Source organism: Burkholderia reimsis, from assembly GCF_003294055.1.
Lineage (GTDB): Bacteria > Pseudomonadota > Gammaproteobacteria > Burkholderiales > Burkholderiaceae > Burkholderia > Burkholderia cepacia.
Genome location: NZ_QMFZ01000018.1, coordinates 1 through 15,431, shown reverse-complemented (window position 1 = coordinate 15,431; position 15,431 = coordinate 1). Strand labels below are relative to the sequence as shown.

The following is a 15,431-nucleotide window of genomic DNA, read 5'->3' as shown; positions in this document are numbered from 1 at the left end:
GCCGCACGCTCAGACGTGCAGCAGCAGGTGCCTGCGCTCCCACGAGCTGATCACGCGGAAGAACGCTTCGTATTCGGTGTCCTTCAGTGCCAGGTAGGCCTTCACGAACTTGTCGCCGAGAATGCCGGCCAGCGGCGTGCACGCCGCCATCAGCGAGATCCCCTCCTCGAGATTGCGCGGCAGCTGGTACGGCAGGTTGTAGCCGTCCGACGCGATCGGCTCGGTCGGCGCGAGCTGCTGCGACAGGCCGAGATAGCCGGCGGCGAGCGTCGCCGCGAACGCAAGGTACGGGTTGCAGTCGACGCCCGGAATCCGGTTCTCGATGCGGCGCGCCGATGCACCCGACTGCGGGATGCGGAAGCCGACCGTGCGGTTGTCGTAGCCCCACTGCACGTTGATCGGCGCGGCCATGAAGCGCGACAGGCGGCGATACGAGTTGATGTACGGCGCGAAGATCGGCATCAGCGCGGGCGTGTACTTCTGCAGCCCCGCGAGATAGCTGTGGAACATCGGCGACACGGCGCCGTCTTCGCCCGAGAACAGGTTGCGCCCCGTGCGCGCGTCGGCCAGGCTCTGGTGGATGTGCATCGCCGAGCCGGGCTCGTCCTGCATCGGCTTGGCCATGAAGGTCGCGTACATGTTGTGGCGCAACGCGGCCTCGCGCACCGTGCGCTTGAACAGGAACACCTGGTCGGCCAGCGACAGCGCATCGCCGTGCACGAAGTTGATCTCCATCTGCGCGGCGCCGACTTCATGGATCAGCGTCTCGATATCGAGCCCCTGCATCTCGCAGTATTCGTAGATGTCCTCGAACAGTGAATCGAACTCGTTGACGGCCTCGATCGAATACGACTGCCGGCCGGTTTCCGCACGCCCGGTGCGGCCGACCGGCGGACGCAGCGGCAGGTCCGGATCGGCGTTCATGTCGACCAGGTAGAACTCGAGCTCGGGCGCAACGACCGGCTGCCAGCCTTTCGCCTTGTACAGGTCGAGCACACGGCGCAGCACGTAGCGCGGCGAGATCTCGACCGGCGAACCGTCGAAGTGCACGCAGTCGTGAATCACCTGCGCGGTCGGATCGACGGCCCACGGAATCAGGCAGATCGTCGACGGATCGGGCACGCACACCATGTCGGGATCGGTCACGCCGGTCAGCGTGCCGTCCTCCGGATAGTCGCCGGTGACGGTCTGCACCATCACGGCCTGCGGCAAGCGCATCGATTCGCCGGATTCGAACTTGTTGCGCGGAATGATCTTGCCGCGCGCGATGCCGGCCATGTCGGGAATGATCGCCTCGACCTCGGTGATGCGGTGCTGTCGCAGGAATTCGCTCAGTTCGGGTTGCATGATCGGCCTCTATCAGTCGACGTCGGATGCGGCCGGCGACGGCATCGCGCCGCCGGCCGCATGAATGCGATGGGTCATGCGCGCGCGGCACGCCGCGCCGAATGCCGCGAAGATGTCGCGCGACAGCGGCTGTTCCGCGTAGCGCCATTCGGGATGCCACTGCACGCCGAGCGCGAACGCCCGCGCGCCGCGCACGCTGACGGCCTCGACCAGCCCGTCGGGCGCGCTGGCTTCGACGACGAGCCCCGCGCCGAGCTGCGCGATGCCCTGGTCGTGCAGCGAATTGACCGTCGCTTCAGGTGCGCCGTGCGCGATCCGCTGCAGCAGGCCGCCCGGCGCGAACTGCACGACGTGCGCGGGGCCGTACTGCCGTTCGAGCGGATCGGCCGGCCGCTCGCGGTGATCGTCGAAGCCGGTCGTCGCGTGCAGCCGCTGATGCAGCGTGCCGCCGTAGGCAACGTTCAGCTCCTGCATGCCGCGACAGATCGCGAGTACGGGCACGCCCGCGTCGATCGCCGCGCGGATCAGCGGCAGCGCGGTCGCATCGCGCGCGGGATCGTGCAGCGTGTCGGGCGCGCTCGCGGCACCGCCGTAATGATGCGGCTCGACGTTCGAATAACTGCCGGTCAACAGCAACCCGTCGACCGCCGCGACGATCGCATCGGCCGGCTGGCGCGCGCCGAGCGCGGGCAGCACGAAGGCAAGCGCACCCGCGCCGTCGACCAGCGCGGCCAGGTACTTCTCCCCCGCCGTGTGGTTCGGATGCGCACCGCGCAGGATGCGGTCGGCGGTCACGGCTACGATCGGTCGCGCATGCATGGGTGTCTCTCCGGCAATCGCGCGCGACACATTCGCACGCGGGACGATGAAGGTTCGCGCCGGCACCGCACGCGCGCACCACGATGCGCCGCATGCCCAAACGCGATCGTGCCGCGCGGACGATGCGGCAACAGGCGGTGCGGCCCGGAACGGACGTGGAAAGGGACGCTAGGGCAACAACGATGCGCTGCCGTCGCACTGCACCGCGCTGAACACGCGGGCAGCCACGAGATTGAAGCGGCGCAGGCCGCGACGGGAAATGGCGAAGAAACGAGGTTCGCGCAAAGAGGCGGCACGCGTGCCGCGATCAGCATGCCGGATCGGCCCGGCCTGAGGCGGCGCGCCCGCCGACGGACTTCGCGTCCGGCGTATCGAAGGGCTGGCGGCTTTCACGATCGTACTCGACTGACGAATGCAGGACACGTGTCGCGATGAAGCGCATGCGGCAATGCCGCGCGGCGACACGTCGGCAAGGTGTCTCGCCGCGCATTCCGGTGCGGTGCGGCCACGATAGATGGCCCGCCGCCGGTGCGCGCGTGACGACTTCCTGACATTCAGCTTATATCACCCAAAAATTGCGTCAAATTTTCAGGTGCGGATGACGACATCGATCAGACGAAACCCGGACGAAAAAAAACGGCACCGATCTCGTGGATCGATGCCGTGTTGTGCAGTGCATCGGTGGGGCACGCTGCGTGCCGGCGGGCCGGCGGGCCGTCGCGCACCTGCTCCGCCGCGCTGCCGCATCCGTGCGGCCCGGGTTCAGCGATGCGCGAGCGCGGTTTCGACGAGCGTCTGCAATAGCGGCACAATCCGCGCCGCACGCGTTTCGTCGTACGCGTAGGGGCGCGTCTCTTCCATGTAGGTGATCTGCGAGAGCTCGAGCTGCACGGCCTCGACGCCCGTTTCGGGCACGCCGTAGTGGCGCGTGATGTAGCCGCCCTTGAAGCGCCCGTTCGCGACGGCCGTATAGCCGCCATGTTCGAGCACGCGCGCGGCGAGCGCCTCCGCCAGGCCCGGCGCGGCACTTGCACCGCTCGACGTGCCGAAGTTGAAGTCCGGCAGGCGGCCGTCGAAGAAGCGCGGCACGTGCGAGCGGATCGAATGCGCTTCCCACACGAGCACGCGGCCGTGCTCGCGCTTCAGGCGTGCGACTTCGCGTTGCAGCGCGTCGTGGTACGGCAGCCAGTAGCGATCGCGGCGACGCATGATCTCGTCGTTGCCGGGCAGCGCATTCGCCGGATACAGCGGCGCCTTGTCGAACGTATCGACCGGCACGAGCCCCGTCGTGTCCTGCCCCGGGTACAGGTTCTCGTTGTCGGGCGGACGGTTCAGGTCGACGACGTAGCGCGCATGCGACGGGACGAGGATCGATGCACCGAGGCCGGCCGCGAAGCCGTACAGCCGTTCGAGATGCCAGTCGCAATCGTCGACGAAACGCGCGTCGGCCGTCATCGTCGCGGCGATGTCGTCGGGGATGTGCGTGCCTGCGTGCGGAATCGAGATCAGCAGCGGCAGCGAGCCCTGCTTCAGCGTGAATACAGCCGGTTGTTCAGTCATGTCGCATCACCGTTGAAGGTCTGCCGGCGCACGCAGGCGGCGTGCGCCGGTTGCCGCGCGTCAGCGCAGCAGTTGCGCCAGCGCGGCGCGGTAGTCGGCATACGCAGCGGCTTCGTCGCGATGGCGGCGGCCGCTCACGACGCGCTCGCCGCCCGTGTAGACGTCGAGCACCGGCGTCTCGCCGTGCTCCGCGAACACGATACCCGACAACCACGACGTGCTGTCGTGTTCGGCGATCGCCGGATGATCGGGATCGAGCACGAGCCAGTCGGCGCGGCACCCTTCGCGCAGCGCACCGACGCGCCGCCCGCTGGCCTGCGCGCCGCCCGCGAGCGACGCGTCGAACAGGCGATCGGCGACATGCGCCTGCGTGTCGCTCGACAGCACGTTGCGCGCGCGGTGCACGAGCCGTTGCCCGTATTCGAGCAGGCGCAGCTCGGCACGCCAGTCGACCGACGCGTGGCTGTCCGAGCCGACGCCGATCACGCCGCCTTGCGCGAGATAGTCGACGGCCGGGAACACGCCGTCGCCGAGGTTCGCCTCGGTCGTCAGGCACAGGCCGGCGACCGCGCGACGCCGCGCGAGCGCCGCCGTTTCGGCCGCGTCGACGTGCGTCGCGTGCACGAGGCACCAGCGTGCGTCGACATCGAAGCGATCGAGCAGCCATTGCACGGGGCGCGCGCCGTAGGCACGCACGCAGTCGTCGACTTCGGCCGTCTGCTCGGCGATATGGATATGCACGGGCGCGTCGTCGGGCAGCCCGTCGAGCAGCACGCGCAACCCGTTCTCGGACACCGCCCGCAGCGAGTGCGGCGCGACGCCGTAGCGCAGGCCGCCGTGCTCCGGCGCCGCGCGACGCATCGCGTCGAGCAGCTCGAGCAGGCCGTCGGGCGTATTGATGAAGCGGCGCTGGTCGTCGCGCGGCGGCTTGTTGCCGAAGCCGGCGAACTGGTACGACACGGGCAGCATCGTGATGCCGATGCCGGCCGAGCGCGCGGCGTCGACCACGCGCGTGCCGAGTTCCGCGATCTGCGGATAACGCGAGCCGTCCTGCGCGTGATGCACGTAGTGGAATTCGCACACCGACGTATAACCGCACTTGAGCATCTCGACGTACAGCCAGCGCGCGATCGCGGCGAGCGCGTCGGGCGTGATCTTCAGCGCGAAGCGGTACATCAGGTCGCGCCAGCTCCAGAAGCTGTCGGCCGGATTCGCGCGGTATTCGGTGAGCCCCGCCATCGCGCGCTGGAACGCGTGCGAATGCAGGTTCGGCATGCCGGGCAGCACCGGCCCGGCCGCACGCGCAACGCCTGCCGGGGCGTCGGTGTCGGGCGTCACGCCGGTCAGCGTGCCGGCCGCGTCCCAGCGCAGCAGCACGTTACGGCGCCAGCCGTCGGGCAGGTACGCATGGTCTGCAAACAACAGGGTGTCGGTCATAAGGCTATCTATCTATCCATTCATCCGGCGAAACACGGTCGTGCCGCCGCGTACGACCTGCTCGCACAGCGGCCGGCCGATCCAGTAGGCGAGCTCCGCCAGCGAGCCGACCGACCATGCGGCGAAGTCGGCCTGGCGACCGACCTCGAGCGCGCCGTGGCGATCCGCGCGGCCGAGCGCCGCGGCCGCGTGGCGCGTCACGCCCTGCAGCACTTCGGGCACCGTCATGCGGAACAGCGTGCAGCCCATGTTCAGCGTCAGCAGCAGCGATTCGAGCGGCGACGTGCCGGGGTTGTGATCGGTCGCGAGCGCGATCGGCACGCCGTGCTTGCGCAGCAGCTCGATCGGCGGCAGTTGCGTCTCGCGGATGAAGTAATACGCGCCCGGCAGCAGCACGGCGACCGTGCCGGCCGCCTTCATCGCCACGATACCGGCTTCGTCGAGGAATTCGAGGTGGTCGGCGGACAGTGCCCGATAGCGGGCGGCGAGCGCCGTGCCACCCGCGTTCGACAGTTGCTCCGCATGCAGCTTCACCGGCAGCCCGCGCCGTGCCGCGGCTTCGAACACGCGCTCGGTCTGTGCAAGCGAAAAGCCGATGCGTTCGCAGAACACGTCGACCGCGTCGACGAGCCCCTCGTCGGCCAGCGCCGGCAGCATCCGGTCGCACACTTCGTCGATGTAGTCGTCCGCGCGGCCCGCGTATTCCGGCGGCAGCGCATGCGCGCCGAGAAAGGTCGTGTAGACCGTGACCGGGAAACGCTCGCCGAGCTGGCGCGCGACACGCAGCATCTTGCGTTCGCTCGCAAGGTCGAGCCCGTAGCCCGACTTGATCTCGATCGCGGTCACGCCTTCGGCCAGCAGCGGCTGCAGCCGCGCGGCGGCCTGCACGAACAGCGTCGTCTCGTCGGCCGCGCGCGTCGCGCGCACCGTCGACACGATCCCGCCGCCCTGCCGCGCGATCTCCTCGTAGCTGACGCCCGCGAGGCGCTGCGCGAATTCGTCGGCACGCGTACCGCCGTACACGAGGTGCGTATGGCAGTCGACGAGGCCCGGCGTCACCCACGCGCCGTGCAGGTCCTCGCGCCGCCAATGCGCATAACCGTGCGGCAGCGCGGACATCGCGCCGAGCCAGACGATCGTGCCGGTTTCGTCGACGGCGATCGCCGCGTCGTCGATCGTCTCGTCGGGATGGCCGTGCGGACACAGCCTCAGGTGATGCCAGACAGTCGGTTTCATGCGTTCAGTCTCGTTCGCCGATGGCGAGCGACACGGCGAGCAACGCGCCGCTACCGCTCACGACGACGTCAAACGCACGCCGCGGCCCGTCGAGCCGCAACGTGTCCATTTCTTCCAGTGTGTAGCGCGTGCCGTCGATTTCAACAGCGGCCTCGCCGGTCGCGCAAAACAGCAGCACGGTATCGGCATGCCCGATGCGGTGCGCGCCTGCGCGCCACACGTCGAGCGTGCCGCGCGCGGCCGAACGGCGCGTCATCAGGTTGAAGTCGCGCGTCGCGCCGTCGTGCAGCGTCGCGTCGATCGCCGCCTCGCCCGCGAAATCCGCGCGGGCCAGCGGTGCGTCGAGCACGTGGCGTGCGCCGCCTTCCTCGGCGAGCGTCATGCCTGCGCCGGACAGCAGCACGAGCGTGCGGTCGACGCCGTCGAAACGCGAGAACGGGCCGTCCGTGCCGACGTCCGCGACGCTCACGCGCCACGCGAACGCGTCGAGCGCGGCGCCCGGCGGCGCCCCGAAGGAAGTCCCCTTGGGGGAAAACGCCGCGATCTCGCGCGTCACGCCGCCGCCGTTCTTCCATGGCGACGCGACGAGATCCGCTGCGCGGATCATCGCGGCGGCCAGCGTCGCGTTCGCCGGCGCCTGGTGGAGCGCCGTCATGCTCAGCGGCCGAGCATCGGCAGCTTCAGGCCGGCTTCGCGGGCCGTCTGCTGCGCGAGTTCGTAGCCGGCATCCGCATGGCGCATCACGCCCGTCGCCGGGTCGTTCAGCAGCACGCGGCCGAGACGCTCGTGCGCTTCGGCGGTACCGTCGGCGACGATCACGACGCCCGAGTGCTGCGAGAAGCCCATGCCGACGCCGCCGCCATGGTGCAGCGACACCCACGATGCGCCGCCCGCGGTGTTCAGCAGCGCGTTCAGCAGCGGCCAGTCGCTCACGGCGTCCGAACCGTCCTTCATCGATTCCGTCTCGCGGTTCGGGCTCGCGACCGAACCGGTGTCGAGGTGGTCGCGGCCGATCACGATCGGGGCCTTCAGTTCGCCGTTCTTCACCATCTCGTTGAACGCCTGGCCGAGGCGATAACGATCCTTCACGCCGACCCAGCAGATCCGCGCCGGCAGGCCCTGGAACGCGATGCGCTCACGCGCCATGTCGAGCCAGTTGTGCAGGTGCGGATCGTCGGGGATCAGCTCCTTCACCTTCTGGTCGGTCTTGTAGATGTCTTCCGGATCGCCCGACAGCGCGACCCAGCGGAACGGGCCCTTGCCTTCGCAGAACAGCGGGCGGATATAGGCCGGCACGAAACCCGGGAAGTCGAACGCGTTCTCGACACCCATTTCCAGCGCCATCTGGCGGATGTTGTTGCCGTAGTCGAGCGTCGCCGCGCCGCGCTCCTGCAGCGCCAGCATCGCGCGCACCTGGACGGCCATCGACTGCTTCGCGACCTTCACGATGCTCTGCGGATCGACCTTCTGCGCTTCGCGCCATTGCGCGACGGTCCAGCCTTGCGGCAGGTAGCCGTTGATCGGGTCGTGCGCGCTCGTCTGGTCGGTCACGCAATCCGGCGTGATGCCGCGCGTGACGAGCTCCGCGAACACGTCGGCCGCGTTGCCGAGCAGGCCGACCGACACCGGCTTGCCGGTGCGCTTCGCTTCCTCGATCATGCCGAGCGCCTCGTCGAGCGTCGTTGCCTTCTTGTCGACGTAGCGCGTCTTCAGGCGGAAGTCGATGCGCGTCTCGTCGCATTCGACCGCGATCATCGAGAAGCCGGCCATCGTCGCGGCCAGCGGCTGCGCGCCGCCCATGCCGCCGAGGCCGCCCGTCAGGATCCAGCGGCCCGACGGATCGCCGTTGAAGTGCTGGTTCGCGACCGAGAAGAACGTTTCATAGGTGCCCTGAACGATGCCCTGGCTGCCGATGTAGATCCAGCTGCCGGCCGTCATCTGGCCGTACATCATCAAGCCCTTGCGGTCGAGCTCGTGGAAGTGGTCCCAGTTCGCCCAGTGCGGCACGAGGTTCGAGTTGGCCAGCAGCACGCGCGGCGCATCCTTGTGCGTGCGGAACACACCGACCGGCTTGCCCGACTGGATCAGCAGCGTTTCGTTTTCCTCGAGATCCTTCAGCGACGCGAGGATCTGGTCGTAGCATTCCCAGTTGCGCGCCGCGCGGCCGATGCCGCCGTACACGACGAGCGCATGCGGATGCTCGGCGACTTCCGGGTCGAGGTTGTTCTGGATCATCCGGTAGGCCGCTTCGGCCAGCCAGGTCTTGCAGACCTTCTCGCTGCCGCGCGGCGCGCGGATCGTGCGCGTCGGATCGAGACGGGGATCGATGTGTTTCGGATGGTTCATGACGACTGCTCCCGAGGGAAATGAATATCAAATAGGAATCAGAAATGCCCGGTGAAGCGATAACGGCTGCCGGGATGCCACAGATTCGCCACCGAGGCGACGACGCCCTGCGACCAGGTGCGCCGATGTAAAACCAGACACGGCTCGACGTCGTCCATCCGCAGCTGCTCGCGCCGCTCCGGCGCCGGGGCCGCCGCTTCGATCCGGTACTCGACGCGCTGCAGCGGAGCCGCGCGCATCAGGTACAGGTTCGGCGTCGTGTTCGTGAAATCCTGCTCGGCGTAATCCGGCGCGACCACCGGATTCACCCACCGCTCTTCGAGCTGCACCGGCTCGTCGTTCTCGAAGTGCAGCACCTGCGAATGAAACAGCTTCGTGCGCACGGCCACCTGCATCTCGTCGGCGAGCACCTCGTCGGCGCGGATCGTGTCGAGGCCGAGCACGCTCGCGCGATACGCATGCCCGCGCGCGCCGACCTCCTCCGAGATGCTGCGGATCGCCACCAGCGTCGACTCGTACTTCGGCCGCGCGACGTAGGTGCCCGCACCCTTCATGCGCGTGAGCACCTGCTCGGCCGTCAACTCGCGCAGCGCGCGGTTGACGGTCATGCGCGCCACCTTGAACTCGCGCGCCAGCTCGTTCTCGGACGGCACCTGGTCGCCCTCCTCCCACTCGCCTGCGTGAATGCGGGCCAGGATGAAATCCTTGATCTCCTGGTAGACCGGCGCGCTCATGGGCTTACTGTTCCGACGCGAACGAGAACGGCGCGACCTTCGCGAACGCACGCTCGCCGACCAGCTTCGCGATCACCGCGATGTCCGGTGCGAAGTAGTGGTCGAGCTCGTAGTGCGCGACCTTGCTGCGGATCGTTTCCATCACCGGCGCGAGCTTCGGGCTGGTGTGGTGCGGCGCGCGCAGGTCGACACCCTGGGCGGCGGCCAGCAGTTCGATCGCGAGGATGTGCTTCGTGTTGTCCGCGATGTCGGCGAGCTTGCGTGCGGCGAACGTCGCCATCGACACGTGGTCTTCCTGGTTCGCCGAGGTCGGCAGCGAGTCGACCGACGCCGGGTGCGCGAGCGTCTTGTTTTCCGATGCGAGTGCGGCAGCCGTCACGTGGGCGATCATGAAGCCCGAGTTCACGCCGCCGTCCCGCACGAGGAACGGGGGCAGGCCCGACAGCGTCGCGTCGATCAGCAGCGCGATGCGGCGTTCGGCCAGTGCGCCGATTTCCGATGCGGCCAGTGCGAGGTTGTCGGCCGCGAACGCGACGGGCTCGGCGTGGAAGTTGCCGCCCGACAGCACTTCGCCGGTATCCGGGAAGATCAGCGGGTTGTCCGACACGGCGTTCGCTTCGATCAGCAGCACGTCGGCCGCGTGACGCATCTGGTCCAGGCACGCGCCCATCACCTGCGGCTGGCAGCGCAGGCTGTACGGGTCCTGCACCTTGTCGCAATCGCGGTGCGACTGGTTGATCGGCGAGCCTTCGAGCAGGTCGCGATACGACGCTGCCGCGTCGATCTGGCCTTGATGGCCGCGCAGTTCATGAATGCGTGCGTCGAACGGCTTCACCGAACCGGCAGCCGCGTCGACCGACAGCGCGCCCGCGACGAGCGCGGTGCGGTACAGGTCTTCGATCGCGAACATGTTGTCGAGCGCGAGCGCGGTGGATGCCTGCGTGCCGTTCAGCAGCGCGAGGCCTTCCTTCGCCTGCAGCGTCAGCGGCGCGAGGCCCGCGACGCGCAGGCCGTCGAGCGCGCTCGCGCGCTCGCCGCGGATGAACACTTCGCCGACGCCCAGCAGCACGGCCGACATGTGCGCGAGCGGCGCGAGGTCGCCCGATGCGCCGACCGAGCCCTTCACCGGGATCAGCGGCAGCACGTCCGCGTTGAACAGCTTGATCAGCGCGTCCATCACTTCGCGGCGGATGCCCGAGTGGCCGCGGCCGAGGCTCGACAGCTTCAGCGCCATCAGCAGGCGCACCGACGAACGTGCCATCGGCTCGCCGACGCCGACCGCATGCGACAGCACGAGGTTCTTCTGCAGCAGTTCGAGCTGGTCGTGCGGGATGTGCGTGCTCGCCAGGCGGCCGAAGCCCGTGTTGATGCCGTAGGCCGGCTCGCCCTTCGCGGCGATGTCGGCGACGGCCTTCGCGCCGGCGTCGATCTTCGCGAAGCTGGCCGGGTCGAGCGCCAGCTGAACGGATTCGCGTGCGATCTGGCGCAGTTGCGGGAGGGTCAGGTGGCCGGGGGTCAACGTAATCATGTGAGCAATCCTGTCTAGACAAGTTCGGAGTGGTTTGAAGTGTAGCCACCTGAACTTGTCTAGACAACCCGTTTTTCACCGATTTCGACTTGGGAGTTTCCCTGATGCCCGGTGCGGCCCGCCGGAGCGGTCGGCGGGATCCGGTTCTTAACATATGTTGCGGTTATTTTGTCCTTGGCAACATACGAATCGCCACTTGCCACGGAGCCCGTCATGCCCTTCCCGCCCCGTTTCATCGCCCGGTTCATCGCCCGGTTCATTGCCCGGTTCATTGCCCGGTTCGGCCGCCCCCTGCTCTTCGCCGCGTGCGCATTCGCATGCGGCGCCTCGTTCGCCGCGGAGCCGCTCTCCGGCACGCTCGAGAAAATCCGGCAAAGCAACCTGATCTCGATCGGCCACCGCGAAACGTCGGTGCCGTTCTCCTACGTCGACGCGAGCGGCAAGGTCATCGGCTTCTCGCAGGACCTGTGCGACCGCGTGATCGCCGCCGTGAAGGCGCGCATCGGCAAGCCCGACCTGCAGGTGCGCTTCATCCCCGTCACGTCGCAGAACCGCATCCCGCTCGTGCAGAACGGCACCGTCGATCTCGAATGCGGCGTCACCACGAACCTCGCCGCGCGCCACGCGCAGGTCGCGTTCTCGACCACCTTCTTCGTCGCGACGACGCGCCTGCTCACGCGCACGAGCTCGGGCATCCGCGACTTCCCCGACCTCGCCGGCAAGACGGTCGTGACGAACCAGGGCACGACGTCCGAGCGCCTGCTGCGCAGGATGAACGAGGAAAGGAAGATGAACATGCAGATCATCAGCGCGAAGGACTACGGCGAAGGACGCCTCACGCTCGAATCGGGCCGCGCGGCCGCGTACATGATGGACGACGTGCTGCTCGCGGGCGTGCGCCAGCTCGCAGCGAAGCCGGCCGACTGGCAGATCGTCGGCACGCCGCAGTCGTCGGAGGCCTACGGGTTCATGCTGCGCAAGGACGATCCGCAGTTCAAGGCGCTCGTCGACGGCGTGCTCGTGCAGTCGATGAAGCGCGGCGAGATCGATGCGCTGTACGACAGGTGGTTCATGAAGCCGGTGCCGCCGAAGGGGCTCGCGTTCGACTTCCCGATGAGCGACGTGATCAAGGCGCGCTACGCGGCACCGAACGACGCGCCGCTCGAATGAGCGCCGCGCGCTGACGCCGGCTCACGCACGCGTCCACGCGATGCACGCCGCGTAGCCGGGCGCCGCGTCGAGCCACGCCGCGTCGAACGCCGCGACGCCGGCGGCGGGCGCGGCCGGTTCGACGATCGTCGTCGCAGGGGTCGCGGCATCGCGCGGCGGCACGACCGCGAACGCTCGCAACCCGCCGACGATGCCGGTGCCGAGCGCCTTGAGCAACGCTTCCTTCGCCGCCCACACGCGCATGAACGCCGCCGCGCACGCGGCGGGCGACAGGCTGTCGAGCCACGCAGCCTCGGCAGGCGCGCAGACTTCGCGTGTCAGCGCACGCCAGTCGGCCGCGCGGTCGCAGCACTCGATATCGACACCGACACGGCCCGCGGGCGCCCACGCGAGCAAGGCATGATCGCCCGCGTGCGACACGTTGAAATCGAGTGACGTCCGATGCGCGGGGGCCGGCGACGGCCGCCCCGATGCGTCGACGACGATCGCGACCGCACGCGGCGCGACACCGAGGGCCGCGCCGAGCACGTCGCGCAGCGCGGCACGCGTCGCGGCACTGCGCACCGCATCCTCGTGACGCATGAAGCGCGCGGCGCGCGCGCGCTCGTCATCGCTCAGCGCCGCATAGGCCGGCGACGCGAGCGGCACGCTCCAGTCGAAATCGATACGCGCGACCCGCACACCCGCGCGTGCAGCGGCGGGCGGCACATCGAGCGCGCGCACGCGCCATGCGCGGGCGGTGTCGGCCGGAGAGGCGGAATCGGACGGAATGGACATCGGTGCGCAGCAGCCTGTGCCGTGAAAGGAAACGCCCGATGTTAATCGATCGCGCCGGCGTATGAACCGGCCCGGATGCGACTCGCCGCGGCCGCATCGAATCGGAGCGGCTTCATGAGCCGCATGCGAAGGCCGCGCACGACAGCACGCCATGCCCGCGACGCACCGGGCAGCCGCCGCGCCTCACCCGTTCGCGGCGACGCCCGGCACGCCGCTGCCCGCCCCTCGCCCGCGCGACGCCGGGTGAAGCGCATGCACGTGGCCCGGCGCATCGGCCGGCAGCACGCCGTGCTGCAGCCAGTACAACGCGAGCGGCCACAGCGTGTCGGTGAAGCGGCTGTGGAAAAACGCGAAATGGCCGATCGCATCGACGCCGATGTCGGCCGGCGCGATCCGCAGGTGCGTGACGTCGCTGCCCGTGTAGTAGCCGACCAGCCGCTCGATCGCCTCGACCGTGCCGAACCCGTCGTCGTCGAGGCCGATCGCGAGCATCGGCGCCGACAGTCCCGCGAAGCGGGTGGGCAACGCGGCGCGGCTTGCGACGGGTTCGGCGAGCAGGCCGCGCGTATAACCATCCTCGAAGCGGGCCTGCGAGCGCACCCACGACAACGCGACGCCGCGCGGCGTGTCCTCCATCCAGCCGAGCCGCTTCGCGGGCACGTAGCCGAACACGGCCGCGAGCAGCGGCATCGCAACGTGCCACTTCCACCACATGCGCCGCCGTTCGGCCGGCAGGTAATCGCGCCAGTACGCGTACTGCGCACCGACCGTCACCGCGTGCCGCACGTGAGCGTTCGATGCCGCGAGCCCGAGCGCGAACCCGCCGATGCTGTGCGCGACCACGTCGATCGGCTGGCCCGGAAACGCGTCGCGCGCGTACTGCAGCGCGGCGTCGCAATCGAGCCGCCCCCAGTCGAGCCAGTTCGCGCGCAGCTTCGCGAGCTGCGCCGGGCGCGACCCGCCGATGCCGCGATAGTCGTAGACGAGCACGTCGCGCCCCTGTGAGAACAACCAGGCCGCGAAACGAAAGTAGTAGTCGCAACGCACCGATGTCGCGCAATTGATGATCGTCACGGGCCGCGCGGCGCTGCCGCCGCGATGGCGCCATACATGGCCGCGCAATTCGTAGCCGTCGGCCGCGCGCAGCGTCACGGGCTCGGGCGGCAATGCGCCTGCCGCACGGCTGCCCTGCGTCGTCCCGCTGCTTTCGTTCGAAATCGTCATCGAGTCTCCTGTCGGTCCGAGTTGGCGCTTCAGCGCTTACTCGGACCCCATGCTTCGCGGTCGGTCCGAGTTAGCGCTTTGGCGCTTACTCGGGCCCCATGCTTCGCGGTCGGCCCGAGTTGGCACTTCAGCGCTTACCCGAACCCCATGCTTCGCGGTCAGCCCCGCACTCCCCGCGCCAGCCTCCATTGAACTTGACGCGCCCCGCGTTCTCAACCAATCTTGCTGCTCCGTTCGCATGAGTCACGCGCATGTCAACGCCACTCGTCCGCCTCCCGTCGCTCGACCTCGTCCGCGGTTTCGTCGCCGTCGGCCGCCGCATGAGCATCACGCTCGCCGCGCAGGATCTGTGCGTCACGCAATCGGCGGTCAGCCGCCAGGTGCACGCGCTCGAAGCGCATCTCGGCGTCGCGCTGCTGCAGCGCGGCTACCGGAAGATCGCGTTCACGCCGGAAGGCGAACGGCTGTTTCGTGTCGCCGATGCGGCCCTGCACAGCCTGCAGGACACCGTCGCGTCGCTCGCCGCCGCACGCGAGCGCCAGCCCGTCACGATCACCGCGAGCATCGGCGTCACCGCGCTGTGGTTGCTGCCGCGGCTCGGGCGGCTGCAGGCGCGCCTGCCGGAGATCGACCTGCGCGTCGCCGCGAACGACAAGGTACTCGATTTGCGCGCCGAAGGCATCGACCTCGGCGTCCGCTATTGCCCGCGCGAGCGCGCGCCGGCCGGCGCGCTGCACCTGTTCGACGAGATCGTCGTGCCGGTCGCCCATCCCGCGCTCGCCACACGGCCCGTCACGAACGCGGCCGCGATCGCCGAGCACGTCCTGCTCGAATTCGACGGGCCGCCGCAGCCGCAACTGCAATGGCGCACGCACCTGCTCGCGGCCGGGCTCGGCGACGCGCGCCCGAAAGGCGTGCTGCGCTTCAACCAGTACGACCAGGTGATCCAGGCCGCGATCGCGGGCCAGGGTGTCGCGCTCGGGCGGCTCGCGCTCGTCGCGCCGATGCTCGCGGACGGGCGGCTCGCGGTGCTCGGGCCGCACACGCAGGCGCTGTCGGAGGCTTACGGCTACTGGCTGTTCCAGCACGATCCGGCACCGCGCCGCGAAGTCGCCCAAGTCCGCGACTGGATGCTCGCCGAAGCAGCCGAATGCGATATCGCGATGCGTGCGCACGATACGGCGTCGGCATAGGCCGGAGCCGGAGCCGGAGCCGGAGCCGATTCAGCGAATGCCGCCGGCCCCGGCCTATGC

At 69.0% G+C, this 15,431-nt stretch carries 14 protein-coding genes; 2 read left to right on the top strand and 12 right to left on the bottom strand.

The features are described 5' to 3' along the window. Positions 1-9: 9 nt before the first annotated feature. The 10 genes from DPV79_RS20800 to hutH all read right to left on the bottom strand — a co-directional run bounded on the left by DPV79_RS20800 (position 10) and on the right by hutH (position 11,007). Positions 10-1,347, bottom strand: coding sequence for a glutamine synthetase family protein (locus DPV79_RS20800; RefSeq protein WP_027786942.1), 1,338 nt, complete (start codon positions 1,345-1,347; stop codon positions 10-12). 12 nt (positions 1,348-1,359) lie between these two features. After that, positions 1,360-2,166: a gamma-glutamyl-gamma-aminobutyrate hydrolase family protein gene (locus DPV79_RS20795; protein WP_048026185.1), complete on the bottom strand. Its 807-nt coding sequence runs from the start codon at positions 2,164-2,166 to the stop codon at positions 1,360-1,362. A 168-nt stretch (positions 2,167-2,334) separates the two neighbouring features. After that, positions 2,335-2,559: a hypothetical protein gene (locus DPV79_RS20790; protein ID WP_080982012.1), complete on the bottom strand. Its 225-nt coding sequence runs from the start codon at positions 2,557-2,559 to the stop codon at positions 2,335-2,337. A gap of 369 nt (positions 2,560-2,928) precedes the next feature. Then, the gene (hutG, locus tag DPV79_RS20785) at positions 2,929-3,726 is read right to left on the bottom strand and encodes an N-formylglutamate deformylase (RefSeq protein WP_113046364.1); all 798 of its coding nucleotides are present in this window, start codon (positions 3,724-3,726) and stop codon (positions 2,929-2,931) included. Between the two features lie 60 nt (positions 3,727-3,786). After that, entirely contained in the window at positions 3,787-5,163 is a 1,377-nt protein-coding gene (locus tag DPV79_RS20780) for a formimidoylglutamate deiminase (protein ID WP_113046363.1), read from the bottom strand. A 12-nt stretch (positions 5,164-5,175) separates the two neighbouring features. After that, positions 5,176-6,399 carry an imidazolonepropionase gene (gene hutI, locus DPV79_RS20775; protein WP_113046362.1) on the bottom strand — a complete coding sequence of 408 codons (1,224 nt, stop codon included), beginning with the start codon at positions 6,397-6,399 and terminating at the stop codon, positions 5,176-5,178. A 4-nt stretch (positions 6,400-6,403) separates the two neighbouring features. Beyond that, entirely contained in the window at positions 6,404-7,054 is a 651-nt protein-coding gene (locus DPV79_RS20770; protein ID WP_060066297.1) for a HutD/Ves family protein, read from the bottom strand. 2 nt (positions 7,055-7,056) lie between these two features. Beyond that, positions 7,057-8,745 (bottom strand): urocanate hydratase, encoded by a 1,689-nt coding sequence (gene hutU, locus DPV79_RS20765; RefSeq protein ID WP_027786936.1) that lies wholly within the window; start codon positions 8,743-8,745, stop codon positions 7,057-7,059. Positions 8,746-8,783: 38 nt separating this feature from the next. Next, positions 8,784-9,479, bottom strand: a complete 696-nt coding sequence (gene hutC, locus DPV79_RS20760) for a histidine utilization repressor (protein ID WP_113046361.1) — start codon at positions 9,477-9,479, stop codon at positions 8,784-8,786. Between the two features lie 4 nt (positions 9,480-9,483). Next, positions 9,484-11,007 carry a histidine ammonia-lyase gene (hutH, locus tag DPV79_RS20755; RefSeq protein WP_059486414.1) on the bottom strand — a complete coding sequence of 508 codons (1,524 nt, stop codon included), beginning with the start codon at positions 11,005-11,007 and terminating at the stop codon, positions 9,484-9,486. A 213-nt stretch (positions 11,008-11,220) separates the two neighbouring features. On the opposite strand from hutH, the gene DPV79_RS20750 reads away from it, so the two are divergent. Next, positions 11,221-12,177, top strand: a complete 957-nt coding sequence (locus DPV79_RS20750) for a glutamate/aspartate ABC transporter substrate-binding protein (RefSeq protein WP_113046360.1) — start codon at positions 11,221-11,223, stop codon at positions 12,175-12,177. A gap of 21 nt (positions 12,178-12,198) precedes the next feature. On the opposite strand, the gene DPV79_RS20745 is transcribed toward DPV79_RS20750, so the two are convergent. Together DPV79_RS20745 and DPV79_RS20740 are read right to left on the bottom strand one after the other, a co-directional pair. Next, positions 12,199-12,954, bottom strand: coding sequence for a 4'-phosphopantetheinyl transferase family protein (locus DPV79_RS20745; RefSeq protein WP_113046359.1), 756 nt, complete (start codon positions 12,952-12,954; stop codon positions 12,199-12,201). A 183-nt stretch (positions 12,955-13,137) separates the two neighbouring features. After that, the gene (locus tag DPV79_RS20740; RefSeq protein ID WP_113046358.1) at positions 13,138-14,178 is read right to left on the bottom strand and encodes an alpha/beta hydrolase family protein; all 1,041 of its coding nucleotides are present in this window, start codon (positions 14,176-14,178) and stop codon (positions 13,138-13,140) included. A gap of 251 nt (positions 14,179-14,429) precedes the next feature. Between DPV79_RS20740 and DPV79_RS20735 the strand changes: the two genes are divergently transcribed. Next, positions 14,430-15,371 carry a LysR substrate-binding domain-containing protein gene (locus DPV79_RS20735; protein ID WP_113046357.1) on the top strand — a complete coding sequence of 314 codons (942 nt, stop codon included), beginning with the start codon at positions 14,430-14,432 and terminating at the stop codon, positions 15,369-15,371. Positions 15,372-15,431 lie beyond the last annotated feature (60 nt).

What these genes read in the sequence shown, in the direction of transcription:
- DPV79_RS20800 (WP_027786942.1), bottom strand. Translation starts at nt 1,347, where the DNA reads ATGCAACCCGAACTGAGCGAATTCCTGCGACAGCACCGCATCACCGAG.
- DPV79_RS20795 (WP_048026185.1), bottom strand. Translation starts at nt 2,166, where the DNA reads ATGCATGCGCGACCGATCGTAGCCGTGACCGCCGACCGCATCCTGCGC.
- hutG (WP_113046364.1), bottom strand. Translation starts at nt 3,726, where the DNA reads ATGACTGAACAACCGGCTGTATTCACGCTGAAGCAGGGCTCGCTGCCG.
- DPV79_RS20780 (WP_113046363.1), bottom strand. Translation starts at nt 5,163, where the DNA reads ATGACCGACACCCTGTTGTTTGCAGACCATGCGTACCTGCCCGACGGC.
- hutI (WP_113046362.1), bottom strand. Translation starts at nt 6,399, where the DNA reads ATGAAACCGACTGTCTGGCATCACCTGAGGCTGTGTCCGCACGGCCAT.
- DPV79_RS20770 (WP_060066297.1), bottom strand. Translation starts at nt 7,054, where the DNA reads ATGACGGCGCTCCACCAGGCGCCGGCGAACGCGACGCTGGCCGCCGCG.
- hutU (WP_027786936.1), bottom strand. Translation starts at nt 8,745, where the DNA reads ATGAACCATCCGAAACACATCGATCCCCGTCTCGATCCGACGCGCACG.
- hutC (WP_113046361.1), bottom strand. Translation starts at nt 9,479, where the DNA reads ATGAGCGCGCCGGTCTACCAGGAGATCAAGGATTTCATCCTGGCCCGC.
- hutH (WP_059486414.1), bottom strand. Translation starts at nt 11,007, where the DNA reads ATGATTACGTTGACCCCCGGCCACCTGACCCTCCCGCAACTGCGCCAG.
- DPV79_RS20750 (WP_113046360.1), top strand. Translation starts at nt 11,221, where the DNA reads ATGCCCTTCCCGCCCCGTTTCATCGCCCGGTTCATCGCCCGGTTCATT.
- DPV79_RS20745 (WP_113046359.1), bottom strand. Translation starts at nt 12,954, where the DNA reads ATGTCCATTCCGTCCGATTCCGCCTCTCCGGCCGACACCGCCCGCGCA.
- DPV79_RS20740 (WP_113046358.1), bottom strand. Translation starts at nt 14,178, where the DNA reads ATGACGATTTCGAACGAAAGCAGCGGGACGACGCAGGGCAGCCGTGCG.
- DPV79_RS20735 (WP_113046357.1), top strand. Translation starts at nt 14,430, where the DNA reads ATGTCAACGCCACTCGTCCGCCTCCCGTCGCTCGACCTCGTCCGCGGT.